Raw genomic sequence first — 17,657 nt, forward strand, 5'->3', positions numbered from 1 at the left:
TGAAAGGAAGACATCACTTATGGATATTTATTTAAAACAAGCAATCATGCATATTATTGATAGAAAGTCAGGCGATCCTGTCTTTTCTCAAGTAGAATTAGATCTAAGCACGGAATACATTCGAGATTATTTGATCAAAAAAATACAAAAATTAACCAGTTCTCAAACAAAAACAGGAACTTTAGCAGAAGATTCAGAAATTGCACAATTAAGTCAACAAGCTGAGGAAAATTTCATCAGTTTTAGCGAATCTTTTGTAACTCGCTGGTATGAAAGCTATCAACAAAGTGAGGACGCACCTGACAGTGATGTCTTTGTCGTGTTATATGAACTTGATACTACAATGTACATTGCTTTTTTGAAAGTTAAATATACTGAAGGTTATACGCATTACGTTGATACTAACGAACACGGTATTCAAAATGATCTCATTATTAACCGAGCAATACTAGCAGGCAAAGCGCAAAAAGCGGACGAAGGGATCACGATCAATCTAACAGATTTAACTTATGAGCTCGTTGAGAAAAAATATACTTTTTCCGGTGAGAAAATGAATTACTTTTCTAATAAAGTCATTGAATCCCAACCTGCCCCTTCTTTAGAAGACAATGTTAAAGTTATTAAAAAAACGGCCGAAGAAATCGGCGAAAAATTCAATACCCCAAGCTATGATCTAGTAGCAGACGTTAAAGAGGCTGTTTATGATACAATCGAAGAACATGGACAAATCGATACAAAACAAGTAGCCGAACAAGTTTTTAAAGACAATGTTACAGCGAGAATGTCTTTTGAAGAAGAAGTTGAAGAACAAGGACTTAGCAGTCAAACACCAATGATGCGTGAAGTACGTGAAGTCTCTGAGAAAAAATATGGCAAGCAAAAATTAAAACTCTCCAATGGTATTGAACTGGTTGTTCCACTTGATGTATATCGAGATCCTGAACTTATTGAATTTATTAACAATCCAGATGGCACAATTTCTGTTACGATTAAAAACGTGGAAGAAATTATTAATCGTATGTAGTGCTCTTTAAAAGATGAAAGGTTAGACTGTTTTAGAGGGAGAACTTATCGTTTTATTGAATAACCTTTTCGTTAACCAATATCATATTATTGATTAGTGCTTTTCTATTTCGTTCTTCAATAACGAATTATTGGTGGCAACTTTTGTGATGTGCCTTCAATCTATAAATTATCGGTGGCAACTCTTACGATGTCCCTCCAATCTATAAATTATCGGTGCCAACTCTTACGATGTCCCTCCAATCTATAAATTATTGGTGGCAACTCTTACGATGTCCCTCCAATCTATAAATTATCGGTGCCAACTCTTACGATGTCCCTCCAATCTATAAAAAATCCGAAAGCAAACACTTTCGGATTTTATCTATTTCTCAGTTCTTGTAAAATTTTTCGAGCATTTTCTTCGTTCATTTGTTGTCTTTTCAGTCGGTTAGCTACTTTTTGGACTTCGGAATCTTTCGCCCCAACGCTTAGCGCTAAGGTGCGTGCTTGTAAAGCCATGTGCCCTTTTTGAATGCCTTCAGTAACCAAGGCTTTAAGAGCAGCTAAATTTTGGGCTAATCCAACAGAAGCAATAACTTCAGCCAATTCTTTTGCGTCATTTACATCCAATATTTGCAGTGCTGCTTGGGCTTTAGGTAAAACTTTCGTTGCACCTCCAGCAGTAGCTACAGCAAGTGGCAGTTCAATGCTACCTTTAAGTTGATTATCTACAATCTCCCACTGGCTTAATCCCTGATATTTTCCATTTTTTGCCGCATACGCATGAACAGCGCTATTTACACTTCGGGTGTCATTTCCGGTTGCAAGAACCACAGCATCGATACCATTCATAATTCCCTTGTTATGTGTAGCTGCGCGAAAAGGGTCAATTTGTGCAAAGTTTGAAGCAGCAGCAATCTTTTCAGCTATCTTTTCTCCTTTTTCAGCATCGCCTTTTCCTAAGCTAGCAAATGAAATATAACATTCAGCACTTACTAAAGCATCAGTAGCATAGTTACTTAAAATACTAAATAAAATTTCTTCAGAAAACCATTGGCGAAAAAGCGTGGCCACAGCCTCTAACATTGTATTTAGCATATTTGCTCCCATGGCATCTTGAGTATCTACAATTAAATCCACACTTAAAAAATTGGGATCTTCCGCAAACTCACGAACTACAACTCTTTTCACTCCACCACCACGTTTCACGATAGAAGGATAAGATTGTTCCGCAGTAGAAATAATCTCTGCTTCATTTTTTTCGATTTGTTCAATAACAGTGCTCTTATCTGTGACATTCATTAAAACAATTTGTCCACGGATTTCCTTTTTCTTCATTACAGCGGTAAAACCACCTGAACTTTTAGCCATTTGTACACCATTGTTACAAGCCGCTACTACCGAGGGTTCTTCGGTTGCCATAGGAACAAAATAATCTTTTTGGTTAACAGACATATTGGAAACTAGTCCCATAGGAAGTGAAATTTCACTCATTTGATTTTCCGTTAAATTGCCCGCAATACTTTCTGGCAAAACGGTTCTTTCTAGTTCATCAACGGTTTTACTAGTTATTTTATTATGAGAGACTAAGAAATCTAGTCTTTCTTTTCTCGTTAGTTGATAAAACTTATGAGATTTATTAGCTTTAGGTCGTTCAATTAAAGCCGCCAGTCCAAGACCTCCACCTACACATAATGACACCACAGCATAACGGCCATCCACACGTTCTAACTGATGACAAGCTGTTGTAATAATACGAGCACCGCTAGCTCCAATCGCATGTCCTATAGAAATCCCACTTCCACAAACATTGACTTTATCTTCAGGTATCTCTAATTCTTGTTCCACAGCAATAGAAGAGGATGCGAAAGCTTCGTTGATCTCAAAAAGATCGATATTTTCTATTGCTAATGCATTTCTTTCTAACAACTGACGAATAGCTTTGATAGGAGAAATTCCCATAACTTTAGGATCAACTCCTACTTCCACCACATCTTTAAGAACCGCTAAATAGGAAAGATCATTTGCTAAAGCAAAATTTTTGGAAGCAAGAAGTACAGCTGACGCTCCATCATTAATCGTAGAAGCATTCCCCGCTGTTACTGTTCCTTCTTTCTTAAATACCGTTTTTAATTTTGCTAGTTTTTCCAGAGAAGTGTCTTTTCTCACACCTTCATCTTTATCTACCATTTTTCCAGCGATATCAAGAGGCAGTATTTCATTAGAAAAATACCCTTTTTCCTGAGCATTAGCAGCTCTTTCTTGTGAACGTAGCGCAAATGCATCCTGCATTTTTCTTGTGATATTAAATTTTTCTGCTACATTTTCAGCAGTAAGACCCATATGTTGGCCACTAAAAACATCGGTTAAACCATCAGAAAGCATGACTGGTTTAGGTTGTGAATATGTATCTTCTTGTTGGTTATAATAGCTTAAATAAGGCGCCTGACTCATACTTTCAGTACCTCCAGCTAATACCACTTCTGCTTCATCTAATAAAATAGCTTGTGAAGCTAGCGAAATGGCCTTCATTCCCGAGCCACAAACTTCATTAATCGTAGAGGCATATACACTTTCCGATAATCCACTATTTAAGGTAATTTGTCTGGCTGGGTTTTGCCCGCTTCCTGCTTGTAACACATTGCCAAAAATAACTTGCTTGATTGCAGCAGCCGCTTTTTTGTTATTATTTATAAGTTTTTTAGACACAGCTGCCCCCAGGTCTACAGCTGATAATTGACTTAAAGATCCTTGGTATTTACCAACAGGCGTTCTCAAAGCATCAATAATTACAACATCTTTCACATCGTCACCTCCAAAATGAACTATAGCATTCTTTGTTAAAAAAACAAATAGTTCTTTTAGAGTCTTATAAACTACTGAGCATTCTTTAACAAACTTTAAATTATACATCTAAACTATCTAAATTCATATAAAGTGTGTTAAATTTATTATTATATAGATAACACAAAGGAGAAGCAAAGATGAACGTTGGTATTGATAAACTTAATTTTTTTATCCCCTCTTATTACATTGACATGACTGAACTTGCGAATGCGCGAGGAGTCGATCCAGCCAAATTTCATATTGGTATTGGCCAAGACCAAATGGCTATAAACCCTAAAACACAAGATATTGTTACTTTTGCTGCAAATGCAGCCCAGCATATTTTAAATGCTGATGATTTAGCTCAAATCGATATGATTATTGTAGCTACTGAATCTGGAATCGATGAATCTAAGGCTTCAGCGGTCATACTGCATCGTCTTTTAGGTATTCAACCATTTGCTCGTTCATTTGAAATTAAAGAAGCATGCTATGGAGCAACAGCGGGTCTACAATTTGCCAAAGAACATGTTAGCCTACATCCCGATAAAAAAGTACTAGTCATTGCCAGTGATATCGCAAAATATGGTCTGGCTTCTGGAGGAGAACCAACACAAGGCGCTGGTGCTGTAGCAATGTTAGTAAGTGCGCAACCTAAAATTTTAGCTTTTGAAAATGATAATGTCATGTTGACTCAAGATATTTATGACTTTTGGCGTCCTATCGGTTATGATTTCCCATTAGTAGACGGACCGCTTTCAAATGAAACTTATATCCAATCTTTTCAGAAAGTTTGGAAGGAAAATATTCGAAAAAATCATGCTTTACTTTCTGACTATGCAGCTCTTGTTTTCCATATTCCTTATACAAAAATGGGAAAAAAAGCTTTAAGTTCCATCTTAGAAGATGTTTCTGAAGAGGAAAAGAAACGTTTGCTTACACGTTATGAACAAAGCACAACTTATAGTAGAAAAACGGGCAATATGTATACTGGTTCACTGTATCTCGGACTGATATCCCTTTTAGAAAATGAGCAAAATCTACAAGCAAATGAACGGATTGGACTATTCAGTTATGGGTCGGGTTCAGTCGCAGAGTTTTTTAGTATGCGTTTGGTTGAAGGTTATCAACAACATTTGTTATCTGATTTGCATAAAAAACAATTTGACCAGCGGACAAAATTGTCGATTGAAGAGTATGAGTCGATGTTTTCTGATCAATTAAATATAGAAACTGATAATGAATTTAATGATCAAACGCCTTATAGTATCGTCAAAACGAACAATACAATTCGTTACTACTACGAATAAAAAAGGAAGCTTCTTTTAAAGGCAATGGCCTAGAAAGAAGCTTCCTTTTAACTTTAATTAAACATTTTAATCTTTCGGGATAAGCCGCACCGTTGCTTGGCGAGCTCGTTCATTAATCATAGGTGGTAAATAAGGACTACCTTCGTATTTTTGACGGTAACCTTCATCTACTTCATCATTCGTTTCTTTATCTGTAGGAAATTCAAAACGCACATCTTTTTCTACACCACCTACAGAAATATGCCCTTCTCCTGCTCTTTTGGCTGATTGATACCAGCGTGCAGAAGTGCCAGCATATCCGCGACAATATAGATCATCTCCAGCTTGAGCGATCCAAATCCAAGTAGGTTTGTGCATTGACCCGTCTACATTAGGAATCGATATATAGAGATTATCATCTTTAAAAATAGCTTCTAATTCTTCTTTTGTCCAAGCACTCATAAAAAAGCTCCTTTCAAATGAAAAATCAATTAGTCTTGATCTTGTTCAAATACTGGAAAACCGCTGGAATCGCCATAGTCTTTAATACGATCCATTTGTTTTAGTTTGTTTAGGTCTTCTGCAGAAATTTCAAAGTCTAAATCAGCATTACTGCGAATATGATCCGGATTTTCTGACTTAGGTAGAGGTAATAGGCCTAATTGTAAGCAATAGCGAATACTCAATTGCGCTGCGCTCGTATTGTATTTTTCGGCCATATCTTTAATTTCTTGGTTATTTAATATTTCTCCATGAGCTACTGGAGAGTAAGCTTCTACTAGAATATCGTTTTTTTGACAATATTCGATTAAATTAAAAGGAGTATTGCTTACGTGTGCAAGAACTTGGTTGACCATTGGTTTTACCGTACCATTTTCTAAAATGTTTTCTACATCTTCTTGATCAAAATTTGAAACCCCAATAGCACGTATCTTACCATCATTGTAGGCTTCTTCCATTGCACGCCAAGCTGCTAAGTTACCTTCAAAGTAATGTTCTCCCTTTTTAAAATCACTCCAAGGTTGTGGACTATGAATAATCATCATATCTATATAATCCACGCCCATTCTTTCTAGTGATTGATTAATGGCTTCTACAGCTTCATCATAGTTTTTAATTTCAGCTGCTAATTTTGTTGTGACAAAAATATCTTCACGCGCTACGCCTGAATTACGAATCCCTTCGCCTACACCATGTTCATTTTCATAAGCTTGGGCCGTATCGATATGACGATAACCAGCATTAATTGCATCTTTTACCGGTTCTACCACCTTGTCATCGTCTACTAACCAAGTACCAAAGCCAATTTTAGGAATTTTCACTCCATTAGATAAAGTATATTCTTCTGTTAAAACGCTCATTTTGTGTTTCTCCTTTCATAATGCATCATAATTTTATAGTTTTCATCTTATAGCTATTTTGAAAAAGAGTTTCTTGTCACCTCCTTTAAAGGAAAAATTACTCGAACTAACAATTAAAAACAGCCTTCCGACTGAAAAAATTTCCCATTATCATAATCTTCAATTTTTTGATCTAAACGTTTTAAAGTATTGCCCATTTCCAAATACTTTTTTTCTAAACTATCACGTTCTGCAACCAAAATATCTTTTCTTTCCTCAATTGTTTCATTTCCCAATTGATAAAGAGAAGTATATTTGCTAAGCGAGTCTACGGATAGCCCAGCATCACGCATACATTTAATGAATTCAATCCAATTTAAATCCGTTTGGCTATATGTCCGTACATTATTTTTACGTTCGATAGGAGGGATTAGTCCCACTCGCTCATAATATCTTAAGGTAACTGTTGTCACACCAATTTGTTCAGCAACTTCGGAAATCTTCATTCCTTTGCCCCCTGTTTTGTTTAACTAAAATCATCCTTTAACTTAGTCATGGCCTAGTACTGAACTTATTGTAGTCGCAGTTTTTTATGCTAGATATTTCTCACTTTCAATTTTATCAGTATCTAGGGTATATGTCAGTTTATTCGAATTTACATCGTATAGTTTTTAAACAACTCTTACTCTGTAAGTTCTACTCTGACCAGCCGATCATCTTCTTGATCCCCACTGCCACGACCATCTAAGTTATTAGTAATAAAGTACAAATCGTCATCTTCAATATAAGTATCACGAATTCGTCCAAAGTCTGAAACAAGCGTTTGTACTTCCTCATTTTCTAAATCAAATTCTAATACTGCGCTTCCTCGTAAAGCAGCAACATACAAATTTTCCTCATGATAGGTCACTCCAGAAGGCGCCCATGTCTCATCTTCACCTGAAGTAAATAATGGGGAAACCATGCCTTCTTGTTCTTCTTCTCCTTCGATTTGCGGCCAACCATAATTTTCTCCCGCCTCAATTAAATTGATCTCATCATTTGCATCATCACCATGTTCACTAGCGTACATTTGTCCATCGTCTGACCAGGTAATTCCTTGTGAATTACGATGACCATAGCTATAAACATAGGAATCGTCGAAGGGATTGTCTTCTGGGATTGTTCCATCGAGATTTAGACGTAAAATTTTCCCACCTAGCGAGTCAGTATCTTGAGCGATTTCAGGGTCCGCTGCGTCCCCGGTGGTAGCATAAAGTTGATCATCAGGACCTATTTTTAACCGACCTCCGTGATGATAAGGACCACTAGGAATTTCATCTAACAGTATCTCCTCTTCTTGCCACTGATCATCAGATAGTTGTAGGCGTACAATACGGTTAAATTGCTCCGCTTCATTTTCATAAGTATAGTAGGCATAGGCTTCGTTTGTTTGAGAAAAATCAGGACTTAGTACAAAACCAAGTAATCCTGCTTCAGAAGCTGTCGATACCTCTTCATCAAGATCCACTTGTTGTCGGTTAAGATCACCGTCTTCTAACTGCACAATGGTTCCTTCTCGTTCGGTCATGTAAAAGGTATCGTCCTCTTTTTCAATCGACCAAGGGATTTCTAAATTCTCCGCTAAAACTTCTGTACTCTCAGCTGTTTGTGAATTTTCTGTCATCTCGTTTTCTTGGCTTGTCTCATTTGTTGAACAACTAGCAAATAAAAAAGTGAGAGGTAAAAAGGCGGCCATGTTCTTTTTCATATTTGACTCACTCCTAAGAGTTATTGACTTTGTAACGTAGCCAAACAGTGCTTTCTTCCAACTGCCGAACTTCTATTAATGAAAAAGATATCGGTTGAATAGTTGAAAGAGGTTTTCTAGCCATAAATAACGTCTGCATATCTGGATCACCATCTGCGATCGGTGCTTTAACGATACTCACCTCATCTATCAGGCCATTTTGTAAATAAGCCCAATTTAAAGTACCGCCTCCACCAATCATTACACGTTGCAACCCAAACAATGTCATTAATTTATGCAACACAAGCGGTTGGTCTAAAGTGTCCTCTCCAGCGATAATATAAGAGATCTCCATTCGTCTTAAAAAATCTTTATAAGCATTGCTAGCTTGCTCCGTTAAAACTTCGATAACGTGTGAGTCACGGTTTCCATAGTGAACAAAATTTTGCTGCCAGCCTAATTTACCAGAAGGATCAATTGAAATATAATACATTGAAGCATCACCTTTTGCAATAAAGTCTCCTTCAGGAACTGGCGCCACCTCTTCGTTTAATTCAGGTTTACGATAATGTGTGGTATTATCATCTGTTGTAATTCGTCCGTTTAAGTATCCTTGAATGTTGAAAACTTGCTTGTCCGGATCAAGTGCTAATTCTTGATATTGTTGACTTGCTGAACGGAATTCCGGCAAGTCCATTGCGTTAATTTTTCCATCTAAAGAGGTGTGAGTGTGAATAATAACATAAGGTTTTTGCAAAATAATTCTCCTTTTTTAACATCTACTGCTGATGACTACCATAAGGCTAAGGGTTGCTTTTCGGTTGGCTTTTCAAATACATTGTCTAATTGTTCTAATTCTGGAGTTGTGAATTGAATTTGAGCTGCCTTAATATTATCTAATACATGCGCGTCGTTACTAGACTTAGGAATGGCAATGGTATTTCCATCACGAATACTCCAAGCTAGTAAGATTTGTTGTAACCTTACTTGATGGGTTTCTGCAAGCTCTTCTAAGACTTGACTTTGCCCTTCATTAAATTGTTGCAAACTGTTTTTGATAATAGGCGAGTAAGCAATCATCGGTAACTGCTGCTCTCTCATATAGGGAAGCAAGCCATATTCACTTCCACGATCGATCAAATTATATTTAATTTGATTTGTCACACAGTTTTTCCCATTAGGCAATGAAAGCAAGTCTTCCATATCTGGTGTATCAAAATTAGAAACGCCCCAGGCTTTAATTTTTCCCGCCTTTTTCATTTTTTCCATTACTTCTACTGTTTCTTCTAACGGAACAGGACTTTTCCAATGAAGCAAGTACAGATCTAAATAATCAACTTGTAATCTTTTAAGGGACTTTTCAAGACTTTTAGGCAATTGTTTTTTTGAAGCATTCCCGGGAGATACTTTTGAAACCAAATAAAAAGAGTCACGAGCATAATCTTTAATCGCTTGACCTACAATTTTTTCAGAAGCACCGCTTCCATACATTTCTGCCGTATCAATGACTTGCGCGCCTGCTTGTAAGCCTTGTTGTAAAGCTTCAATTTCTTGTTCTTCTTCTGAAGGTGAGTTCCCTATATTCCAAGTTCCTAAACCGATGGGAAAAACTGAGGTTCCAGCGATTTTTATGTTTTTAGTCATACATCAAGCCTCCTACTTTTGATCCTCTTCAATGCGAACAGTAACTCCTTTTCTTCCTAAAACCTCCTGCAAATTTTCCGGATGATCGAGTGTCCCTAAACGAGTATATGAATAAGAAGTAGAAAAGTTTTTGTAAAATAAAACTAAGGTATCTGACCCAAAAAACATCAAGTCTCCTTTTTTAATGTTTCCTACTCGCTCACTTTTTACTGGAAACCTCTCGGAAAAGCTATAAAACTTTTCGCTACCATTTAATTCACTCATGTCTATCGTTAAAGGTAACTGTTCCTTAAATCTATCAGTTAAAACACTATCTAGTAAGGTTGCCGAAAAAGTTGTATTATTTACCGTTAATAAGATTTTGTTCATGGATAAATCCTCCTATGTTTTTAACCACCATTTATTCTTCATCAAGCTGGAAATGTACTGTTGCACTATCACTACCCACTGTTTCTGCTAAATCTTCAGGATCGTCTAAGGTTCCTAGCCTTGTGTATGAATAACTAGTAGAAAAACTATCATAAAAAAGAACTACTGTATTTGGACCATATAACATTAAATCCCCCGTTTGAATGGAATCAACAGATTGCTCATTAGTTGGTAATGAATCTTCTAATTGATATTCTTTTTCATTACTATTAAAGTCATCCATCGTAATATCTAATGGCAACAATTCTTTGAACGCTTCTGTCGTTTCATTATCATAAAGCGTTGCTTGAAATTCTTCATCATTGATAGTGACAGTCATTTTATCTCCCGATGCTTCGTCTTCTGTTGTTTCACTTGTAGCTGCTTGATTATTTCCACTACTTTGGTTATTGGACGAAGAGTTATTGGAATCATTGGAAGCACAAGCGCCTAGGAAAAACAAGGGGAATAAGAACAACCATAAAAATTTTTTCATAGGATAAATTCCTTTCCAAAAATTTAACAAACATCTTCTCATATGCATCTTTTTATAATTTCATCCTACAGCTTCACCTGAACTTTAAGTCAAGTATAAAAAAAGAAATCCTTAGTTATTGGATTGATTCTTGATAAACAACTACAACACTAATTATAGTTGTTGATTTGTTGGTCGGATGATCACTTCATTGAGTCCTACATCTTCTTCTTCGTTAATAGCAAACGCAATTAAACGCGCCACCGCGTCTGGGGAGATGGCATTTTCACTTAATTGGTCAAATTGAGCTCTAATTTCTGGATCAGCAATAGAATGGGTAAATTCAGTATCGATAGAGCCAGGAGAAACACTTATTACACGAACATTTTTCCCAATTTCTGCTTCTTCTTGTCGCAAGCCTTCTGTTAGTGCCTTAACAGCATATTTCGTTGCACTGTAAACGGCACCGCCAGGCATTACACTATGCGCACCAATAGAAGAAATATTTATAATATGACCCGTTTCTTGTTCATGCATAATGGGTAAAACTGCGCCAATGCCATAAAGCATTCCTTTTAGATTCGTATCGATTCCTTTATCCCATTCTTTATAATTATTTTCGTACAAATAAGACTGTGGCATAACCCCTGCGCAATTGATCATTACATCCACACGATTAAAATATTCTATTGCCTTATCTACTAAATTTTGCACATCTTCACGCTTTGTAACATCTACTACGGTGGTCACGACTTCTCCATGATTTTCTTCAATCTCTTGCGCAACAGCTTGTAAACGATCTTCTCGAATATCTCCTAGAATCACTTTTGCACCTTGGTTTGCCAGATATATAGCGTTTGCTTTTCCCATGCCACTTGAAGCCCCTGTGATCACGATAACCTTATTTTTTATATTATCCATTTACACCACACTCCTTGAAAATAGTCTAATTTTTAGTACTCTCCATCATAAATTAGCTTTTTTGAAATATCAAATACCTATGTTAAATGCTTGCTATACATAAAGGACATACTAGAATGGCAAAAAAATATTATTACAAAAAAATGATCTTCTTCTTTTATTTTCAATTGATTGTTAATACTTCTTTAACTACTTCATAAATAATATGTAACACTACTTCCAATTGCTCTTTTTCAATAGTTAGTGGGGGTAATAATTTTAATACCGTGTCTTGGCTTCCTACGCTTTCAATAATTAAGTTTCGTTCAAAGCATTCTTGTCGTACGCGTTCAGCTAACGTTGGATCAATAAAAGAAAAATCAATCCTCCAAATTATCCTTTACCACGCGACAAGCGTAAAAAATACTCACAAACCAAAATGTGAGTATTTTTTGTCTATTATTTATGAAAACGATAGCGATACATATCCATTAACCATTCCACTGTTTCAGGAGCACGATGATCAAAAAATAGGCTTTTACCGATGTCCAGCGTTTCAAGTTCACGCATTTCATCTTCTGTAAGGCTAAAGTCCCAGATGTTTATATTTTCCTGCATCCGCTCAGCATGAACAGACTTAGGTATAATCACAATATCTTTTTGTGTTAAAAACCGCAGCCCTATTTGTGCAGCCGTTTTCCCCTATTTTTCTCCAATACTTAACAAAACGGGATGGTGGAAGAAATTGTTTTTCCCTTCGGCTAAAGGTCCCCAAGATTCCATCTGTACCCCATATTGCTTCATAATTTTTCGCGCTTCTGGTTGTTGATAAAAAACATGGCTTTCCACCTGATTAACCATAGGTACTGTATCAGCAAAAGTAGACAAATCAATCAAACGATCTGGGAAAAAGTTGGAAACACCAATAGCACGTATTTTCCCTTCACGATAAAATTCTTCTAAAGCGCGATAACCGCCATAATAATCTCCATAAGCTTGGTGCATAATTACTAAATCAATGTAATCAACTTGCAATTTTTCCAATGATTCATATAAAGATGCTTTCGTTTGTTCATAACCAGAATTGGTAAAGTCTACTTTTGTCGTAAGAAAGATGTCTTCTCGCTTAACATCACTTTCAATCATTGCTTCACCAACGGCACGTTCATTTTGATAAGCTTGTGCAGTATCAAGTAAACGATAGCCTGTTTCTAACGCTTTTAAGACAACTTGCTTACATTCGCGGTTACTAATTTGATAAACCCCGAAGCCTTCTATTGGCATTTTTACACCATTATTTAAAGTAACTGTTGGTATATTCGTCATAATCGTCCTCCTGTTTTTTTGATTATTTTATAAATTATCATAATTTTAGCTTAATACTTAACCCGAACGTTAAGTCAATTAAGTAATAACAAAAAATTAAAAATCTTTTTATAAAATGTAAAAATGACTGAGCTGACATTCTACTCAGTCATTTTATATATTATTTTTATTTATCTCGTTAACGTCGAATGGATCAAACTCGCTTCATATACTGGATCTGCGACATTTAAAATGCCACTACCTACAATAACAATATCAGGTTGAAGTGCAATATAATCTTCTACTGTTTTACTATTAATGCCACCTGCTACTGCAATCTGTGCTTTTTTAACATATTTTTTCATCTCAATCAGATCTTCAATCGGTGTTCTACCTGCCTGTTGCTGATCTGCTCCAGTATGAACCGCAATAACATCCACGCCTAATTCTTCTAGTACTGGAATACGTGTAGCAAAGTCTTTTATACAGATCATATCTACCATAACTTTGCGTCCTTGTTTTTTAGCTTGTTCTACACATCCGTTGATCGTTAAATCATCTGTAATTCCTAAAACAGTAACGTAATCAGCTCCTACATCATAGGCCAGTTGTGCTTCATAAGCTCCAGCGTCCATAATTTTAGCATCACATAAAATTTCTAATTCAGGAAATTTTCGCTTCATCTGCTCAACCGCTTTACGTCCTGCGTCAATTAAAAATGGTGTTCCTATTTCCACAATATCAATATACTGCTTTAGCTTATCTACTTGTGTTAATGCTTGTTCTAGACTTAATTCGTCAATGGCTAGTTGTAATTTCATATAGCTCCTCCTCTTGTCTCATTCTAAATTTGCATGTTTTATAAAAGCTTTATCTGTATCAATTTTATTTTCTTTAGCTAATTCAACAATAAGGGTATCTCCTAAAACAAGTACAGCTTCTTCAAAAGTACTTCCGCCAGGTAAAATTCCTTTTTTATTTTCTTGGCTTGCTGGTAATTTATCTGTGTAAGCAGGAATTCGAACGACTTTGTCCGATAAATTAGCTAAAGTTGATTGTTCAAAAACGGTTAGTGTAGTAACCATACCATCGAAATCTTTCGCTTTTGAGGCATTAGAAATCAATGAATTTGTTTCTCCTGAAGCACTTGCTAAAAGTAATAAGTCTCCTGAAAGAAAAGCTGGTGTTGTCACATCTCCTACTACATATACTTCAAACCCAATATGCATAAGACGCATTGCAAAACCTTTTAACATTAATAATGATCTGCCTGCGCCTGCAACAAAAATACGATTACTTTTACGAATAACTGTAGTGAGTTCTTCTATTTGGCTTTTATTCATACGTTTTAGTGTATCAGCAAGTTCTATTGCTGCTTGATAAGCAGTATCTACCGAATTCATTTTATTTGACCTCCTTTTCTTCATTTTTATAACTAGCAATAAAAGCATCAATATTTCCAGTGATTTTTAATTCACCGAGCCCTTCTGGCACAAGAATAGTTTCTCCCTTTTTTACCTTTGTGCCACTAATTTCCCCCTTACCTTCAACAATAGTAATAAAAGCAAAACGGTCAATTTCATAATATCCTTGTTCTTGCACTTTTGTCCTACTTAATGTATAAAGTCCCTGTTCGTCCCAGTAATCGGTAATTTCACAACCATCTTTTAAATAAGAATCATACCAAACAAATCCTTGTGATGTAACGGGTACAAGCACATTATCAACCACTTTATCAATGTGTAGCTCACGTTTTTGATCTGTTGTTGGTTCTACACGGTCATAATCAAATAGCCGATAAGTTAAATCTGCATTTCTTGAAATATTATAAGTTAAAACATCGCGTCCGATAGCGTGTAAAGTACCAGCAGGAATATCAATAAAATGATCTTTTTTGGCTGGTAAGTATTTCAGCAAATCTCCCCATTTTTTGTTATGAGCTAAATAAGCAAATTCTTCTTTTGTTTTTGCGTGATGACCAAATTCGATCTTCCCATCTTCTGGTGTATCCAAAATAACCCATGCTTCTGGTTTTCCGCGGGAATTGTCATATTGTAAGGCATACGTATCATCTGGATGTAATTGCACCGATAAATCTGCTAAAGGATCTAAAAGATTAACTCGAATAGGTAACTGTTCAGTATCACAGTTAAACCAATCAGGATAATCCTTATAAAGTGCCGATAACGTCATGTCCGTTCCTTCAACCGGACAATCCGCTCCATTAGGCAAAGCAACAACATTGTAAACCTCTCCCACTGGAAACACATCTGTTTCGTAATTAAATGTTTCCAATATACGTCTGCCGCCCCAAATTCTTGCTTCAAAAAAGGGAAGCACTTTTAAAATTTGTTTTTCCATAGAAAACAAATCCTTTCTGTTTGATTTCGTTTCTATTTCAAATTATAAACAGTTGAATTTGTTTTTACAAGTATTTCCAAGAAAAAAATTGCTTTTCACCTGAATAAACCAAAAACAAATATGTTATACTGGAATAAAAGTGAGGGATGTAACGATGAAACTAACAAGTGATGAAAGGAAAAATCGTATTTTACATGAAGTCATTACAAAAAATAAAGTAGGTATAAACGCTTTAGCTGATGAATTTGGTGTTACTACTGAAACGATTCGTAAAGATGTTCATTTTTTACATAAAAAAAATATTATTTCTAAAAAGCATGGCTATGTCACTTTAGCGAATACGTTTTTCGAAAATGAATTTACTACAAAAGAAAACCAACAACTGACAGAAAAAATTCATTTAGCCGAGGCCGCATTGAAATTTATTCCTGAAAATTCAGCTGTCTTTCTAGATACAAGTACCACTGTCTTACAATTAGCCAAATTGCTTATCATGAGAAGCGATCTAACAATTATTACCAATTCTTTGCGTATTGCGCAAGTTTTGTCTAATTCTGAAAACCAAGTTCTCCTTACCGGCGGTTCTTACCGAAAAAAAAGTAATTCTTATGTGGGAAATTGGGCATTAAATGCCATCAGTTCATTAAATGTAGACGTCGCCTTTATTGGGTGTGACGGTTTTTCAGAAACTGGTCCTACGATTCGTTCCTATCAAGAATTGGAAATCAAAAAAGCAATTGCAGATCATAGTAAAAAGAATATTATCTTATGTGATAGTTCAAAAGTATTACAAGAAGGGCTATATACTTTCATTCCTTATGAAGAAATAGATATGATCGTTACAGATAGGAAATTAGGAGAAAACGAAAGAGAGAAATTTCCGGAAGACATTTTTTTCTTTTCGAGTTGAGTGAATTTTAGTGTAGTAAATTGTTCTTTTAGCTTATAACAAATCAAAAAAAGGGCCGGAAGATAAAATTTGTTTATATTTATCTTTCGGTCCTTTTTTTGTTATTCTAATGTAGCAACAACGGATTGACATTTTTCTGCCATATCATGAGCTAACTTTGCTGAAAGACCGACGTAGTTTTCGGGTTTTAGCATTTCTAATAATTCTTCTTCTGTAAAAGACTGGCGAACGGTTTGATTGGCTAACAAAACTTCCCGATAGCTTTTCTCTGACGTTTCTGCTTCAATAGCTAATTCATAAATTAATTCATGTGCTTGGTCTTTTCCGATTCGATTAGCAAAGTACATCATAATATATTCGCTATTATCTATTCCTTGGTTAATATTGGCATTTTGCAACATTTGCTTTCTATTAACCGTCAAAGTACGAGTTAATTCTTCCGCACGCATTAATATTTCTGTCATTAACTCTAATGATTCTGTTATCAGCCCATCAAATAACATATTACTCGTACTATCTGCTTCAAAAGGCCGCGCAGCAGAAGCGTAACCTGCTGAAGTTAAACTGTATAACTTTTGTGCGTTCGCGATAATCCCTTTAGATAACTTAGGATTAATTTTGTGTGGCATTGTACTGCTTCCAACAGTCCCTTTACTAAAACCTTCAGAAACTTCCGCAAATTCTTCAATAGAAGTTTGAAATACTTCTTCTGCAATTTTGTGGAGATTATTTGCCAACAAAGCTAAACAATTAATATATTCAATTTTTTGAGAACTAATATTTCTTGAAGGAATTTCCATTGCAGGCATACCTAGAAGTTCTGCTACTTTATTTTGTACCTGTATACCAACTTCTCCAGTGGAATTAAATGCACCTACAGCTCCGCCCATCATGGTAGTGAAAATTCTTTTTTCTACCTCTTGCATACGTTCTAAAGACATCAATAATTCAGAAATCCAAGTCGCGACTTTATAACCGTAAGTAATCGGAATGGCATGTTTTCCATGGGTTCTTCCTGGCACTACAGTATCTGCTTCTTTTTCAGCTAAGTCTGCTAAGTTTGCTAAAATATCTTTGACAAAAGATAAAAACCTTTCGTGTACCTTTTTAGCGGTCAAGTTTTGCGCCGTTTGTTGGATATTTTGCGTTGTTGCGCCGAAATGGATATATTTCCCTGTTTCTTTACCACATGCTAGTACAAAAACTTTTAAAAAGGGCACAAATCCATGTCCTACCTTTTGATAAATTTCATCCATTTTTTCGAAATCTAAGTTTTCTACTTTAGCTCGTTTAACAATTTTTTTTGCTTCTTCTTCAGGGATAACTGCTAATTCGCCCTGTGCTTGTGCTAAAGCTGCTTCTATATCTAACCAAGATTGGTATTTCGCACGACTATTTAGCAGTTTCCTAATTCCTCTATCATCAAGTGTTTTACTTTTTGAATCATACAATGCACTCATCTTTT

17 protein-coding genes and 1 pseudogene are annotated in these 17,657 nt (G+C 35.8%); 3 read left to right on the top strand and 15 right to left on the bottom strand.

The features are described 5' to 3' along the window. The first annotated feature begins 19 nt into the window (after positions 1–19). Positions 20–1,024, top strand: a complete 1,005-nt coding sequence (locus C7K42_RS04940; RefSeq protein WP_014125390.1) for a nucleoid-associated protein — start codon at positions 20–22, stop codon at positions 1,022–1,024. A gap of 359 nt (positions 1,025–1,383) precedes the next feature. On the opposite strand, the gene C7K42_RS04945 is transcribed toward C7K42_RS04940, so the two are convergent. Next, positions 1,384–3,810, bottom strand: a complete 2,427-nt coding sequence (locus tag C7K42_RS04945) for a hydroxymethylglutaryl-CoA reductase, degradative (RefSeq protein ID WP_103099696.1) — start codon at positions 3,808–3,810, stop codon at positions 1,384–1,386. 179 nt (positions 3,811–3,989) lie between these two features. Here C7K42_RS04945 and C7K42_RS04950 point away from each other — a divergent pair, with 179 nt between their 5' ends. Next, complete coding sequence (locus tag C7K42_RS04950; protein WP_103083811.1) at positions 3,990–5,141, top strand: hydroxymethylglutaryl-CoA synthase; 1,152 nt, start codon at positions 3,990–3,992, stop codon at positions 5,139–5,141. Positions 5,142–5,207: 66 nt separating this feature from the next. Here C7K42_RS04950 and C7K42_RS04955 read toward each other — a convergent pair whose 3' ends face one another. From C7K42_RS04955 to C7K42_RS05015, 13 genes and pseudogenes are all read right to left on the bottom strand, one after another. Then, a complete protein-coding gene (locus C7K42_RS04955) occupies positions 5,208–5,582 on the bottom strand; it encodes a DUF2255 family protein (RefSeq protein ID WP_103083810.1) in 375 nt (124 codons plus the stop codon). 29 nt (positions 5,583–5,611) lie between these two features. Next, positions 5,612–6,481 carry an aldo/keto reductase gene (locus C7K42_RS04960; protein ID WP_103083809.1) on the bottom strand — a complete coding sequence of 290 codons (870 nt, stop codon included), beginning with the start codon at positions 6,479–6,481 and terminating at the stop codon, positions 5,612–5,614. 113 nt (positions 6,482–6,594) lie between these two features. Beyond that, positions 6,595–6,966, bottom strand: coding sequence for a MerR family transcriptional regulator (locus C7K42_RS04965; RefSeq protein ID WP_103083808.1), 372 nt, complete (start codon positions 6,964–6,966; stop codon positions 6,595–6,597). A 176-nt stretch (positions 6,967–7,142) separates the two neighbouring features. Further along, positions 7,143–8,210: a PQQ-dependent sugar dehydrogenase gene (locus C7K42_RS04970; RefSeq protein WP_103083807.1), complete on the bottom strand. Its 1,068-nt coding sequence runs from the start codon at positions 8,208–8,210 to the stop codon at positions 7,143–7,145. 13 nt (positions 8,211–8,223) lie between these two features. Next, positions 8,224–8,946 (bottom strand): RibD family protein, encoded by a 723-nt coding sequence (locus C7K42_RS04975; protein WP_103083806.1) that lies wholly within the window; start codon positions 8,944–8,946, stop codon positions 8,224–8,226. Positions 8,947–8,981: 35 nt separating this feature from the next. Continuing rightward, positions 8,982–9,833 carry an aldo/keto reductase gene (locus C7K42_RS04980; protein ID WP_103083805.1) on the bottom strand — a complete coding sequence of 284 codons (852 nt, stop codon included), beginning with the start codon at positions 9,831–9,833 and terminating at the stop codon, positions 8,982–8,984. A gap of 12 nt (positions 9,834–9,845) precedes the next feature. Beyond that, positions 9,846–10,202: a cyclophilin-like fold protein gene (locus tag C7K42_RS04985; RefSeq protein WP_103083804.1), complete on the bottom strand. Its 357-nt coding sequence runs from the start codon at positions 10,200–10,202 to the stop codon at positions 9,846–9,848. A 31-nt stretch (positions 10,203–10,233) separates the two neighbouring features. Further along, the gene (locus tag C7K42_RS04990) at positions 10,234–10,737 is read right to left on the bottom strand and encodes a cyclophilin-like fold protein (protein WP_103083803.1); all 504 of its coding nucleotides are present in this window, start codon (positions 10,735–10,737) and stop codon (positions 10,234–10,236) included. A gap of 153 nt (positions 10,738–10,890) precedes the next feature. After that, complete coding sequence (locus C7K42_RS04995; RefSeq protein WP_103083802.1) at positions 10,891–11,637, bottom strand: SDR family oxidoreductase; 747 nt, start codon at positions 11,635–11,637, stop codon at positions 10,891–10,893. Positions 11,638–12,075: 438 nt separating this feature from the next. Continuing rightward, a pseudogene (locus C7K42_RS05000) lies at positions 12,076–12,900 on the bottom strand (aldo/keto reductase). A 212-nt stretch (positions 12,901–13,112) separates the two neighbouring features. Next, positions 13,113–13,742, bottom strand: a complete 630-nt coding sequence (gene hxlA / locus C7K42_RS05005) for a 3-hexulose-6-phosphate synthase (protein WP_103099697.1) — start codon at positions 13,740–13,742, stop codon at positions 13,113–13,115. A gap of 18 nt (positions 13,743–13,760) precedes the next feature. After that, entirely contained in the window at positions 13,761–14,324 is a 564-nt protein-coding gene (hxlB, locus tag C7K42_RS05010) for a 6-phospho-3-hexuloisomerase (RefSeq protein WP_103084013.1), read from the bottom strand. A 1-nt stretch (position 14,325) separates the two neighbouring features. Continuing rightward, a complete protein-coding gene (locus tag C7K42_RS05015) occupies positions 14,326–15,282 on the bottom strand; it encodes a class I mannose-6-phosphate isomerase (protein WP_103084014.1) in 957 nt (318 codons plus the stop codon). Positions 15,283–15,436: 154 nt separating this feature from the next. On the opposite strand from C7K42_RS05015, the gene C7K42_RS05020 reads away from it, so the two are divergent. Beyond that, positions 15,437–16,192, top strand: a complete 756-nt coding sequence (locus tag C7K42_RS05020) for a DeoR/GlpR family DNA-binding transcription regulator (RefSeq protein ID WP_103084015.1) — start codon at positions 15,437–15,439, stop codon at positions 16,190–16,192. A 101-nt stretch (positions 16,193–16,293) separates the two neighbouring features. On the opposite strand, the gene C7K42_RS05025 is transcribed toward C7K42_RS05020, so the two are convergent. Next, entirely contained in the window at positions 16,294–17,652 is a 1,359-nt protein-coding gene (locus C7K42_RS05025) for a class-II fumarase/aspartase family protein (RefSeq protein WP_103084016.1), read from the bottom strand. Positions 17,653–17,657: the final 5 nt, after the last annotated feature.

The organism is Tetragenococcus halophilus subsp. halophilus DSM 20339 (assembly GCF_003841405.1).
Lineage (GTDB): Bacteria > Bacillota > Bacilli > Lactobacillales > Enterococcaceae > Tetragenococcus > Tetragenococcus halophilus.

Bases quoted from the DNA above. Each gene is read 5' to 3' on its own strand.
- C7K42_RS04950 (WP_103083811.1), top strand. From the start codon at position 3,990: ATGAACGTTGGTATTGATAAACTTAATTTTTTTATCCCCTCTTATTAC.
- C7K42_RS04985 (WP_103083804.1), bottom strand. From the start codon at position 10,202: ATGAACAAAATCTTATTAACGGTAAATAATACAACTTTTTCGGCAACC.
- C7K42_RS05015 (WP_103084014.1), bottom strand. From the start codon at position 15,282: ATGGAAAAACAAATTTTAAAAGTGCTTCCCTTTTTTGAAGCAAGAATT.
- C7K42_RS04955 (WP_103083810.1), bottom strand. From the start codon at position 5,582: ATGAGTGCTTGGACAAAAGAAGAATTAGAAGCTATTTTTAAAGATGAT.
- C7K42_RS04970 (WP_103083807.1), bottom strand. From the start codon at position 8,210: ATGAAAAAGAACATGGCCGCCTTTTTACCTCTCACTTTTTTATTTGCT.
- C7K42_RS04940 (WP_014125390.1), top strand. From the start codon at position 20: ATGGATATTTATTTAAAACAAGCAATCATGCATATTATTGATAGAAAG.
- hxlA (WP_103099697.1), bottom strand. From the start codon at position 13,742: ATGAAATTACAACTAGCCATTGACGAATTAAGTCTAGAACAAGCATTA.
- C7K42_RS04980 (WP_103083805.1), bottom strand. From the start codon at position 9,833: ATGACTAAAAACATAAAAATCGCTGGAACCTCAGTTTTTCCCATCGGT.
- C7K42_RS04990 (WP_103083803.1), bottom strand. From the start codon at position 10,737: ATGAAAAAATTTTTATGGTTGTTCTTATTCCCCTTGTTTTTCCTAGGC.
- C7K42_RS04965 (WP_103083808.1), bottom strand. From the start codon at position 6,966: ATGAAGATTTCCGAAGTTGCTGAACAAATTGGTGTGACAACAGTTACC.
- C7K42_RS04995 (WP_103083802.1), bottom strand. From the start codon at position 11,637: ATGGATAATATAAAAAATAAGGTTATCGTGATCACAGGGGCTTCAAGT.
- hxlB (WP_103084013.1), bottom strand. From the start codon at position 14,324: ATGAATTCGGTAGATACTGCTTATCAAGCAGCAATAGAACTTGCTGAT.
- C7K42_RS05025 (WP_103084016.1), bottom strand. From the start codon at position 17,652: ATGAGTGCATTGTATGATTCAAAAAGTAAAACACTTGATGATAGAGGA.
- C7K42_RS04960 (WP_103083809.1), bottom strand. From the start codon at position 6,481: ATGAGCGTTTTAACAGAAGAATATACTTTATCTAATGGAGTGAAAATT.
- C7K42_RS05020 (WP_103084015.1), top strand. From the start codon at position 15,437: ATGAAACTAACAAGTGATGAAAGGAAAAATCGTATTTTACATGAAGTC.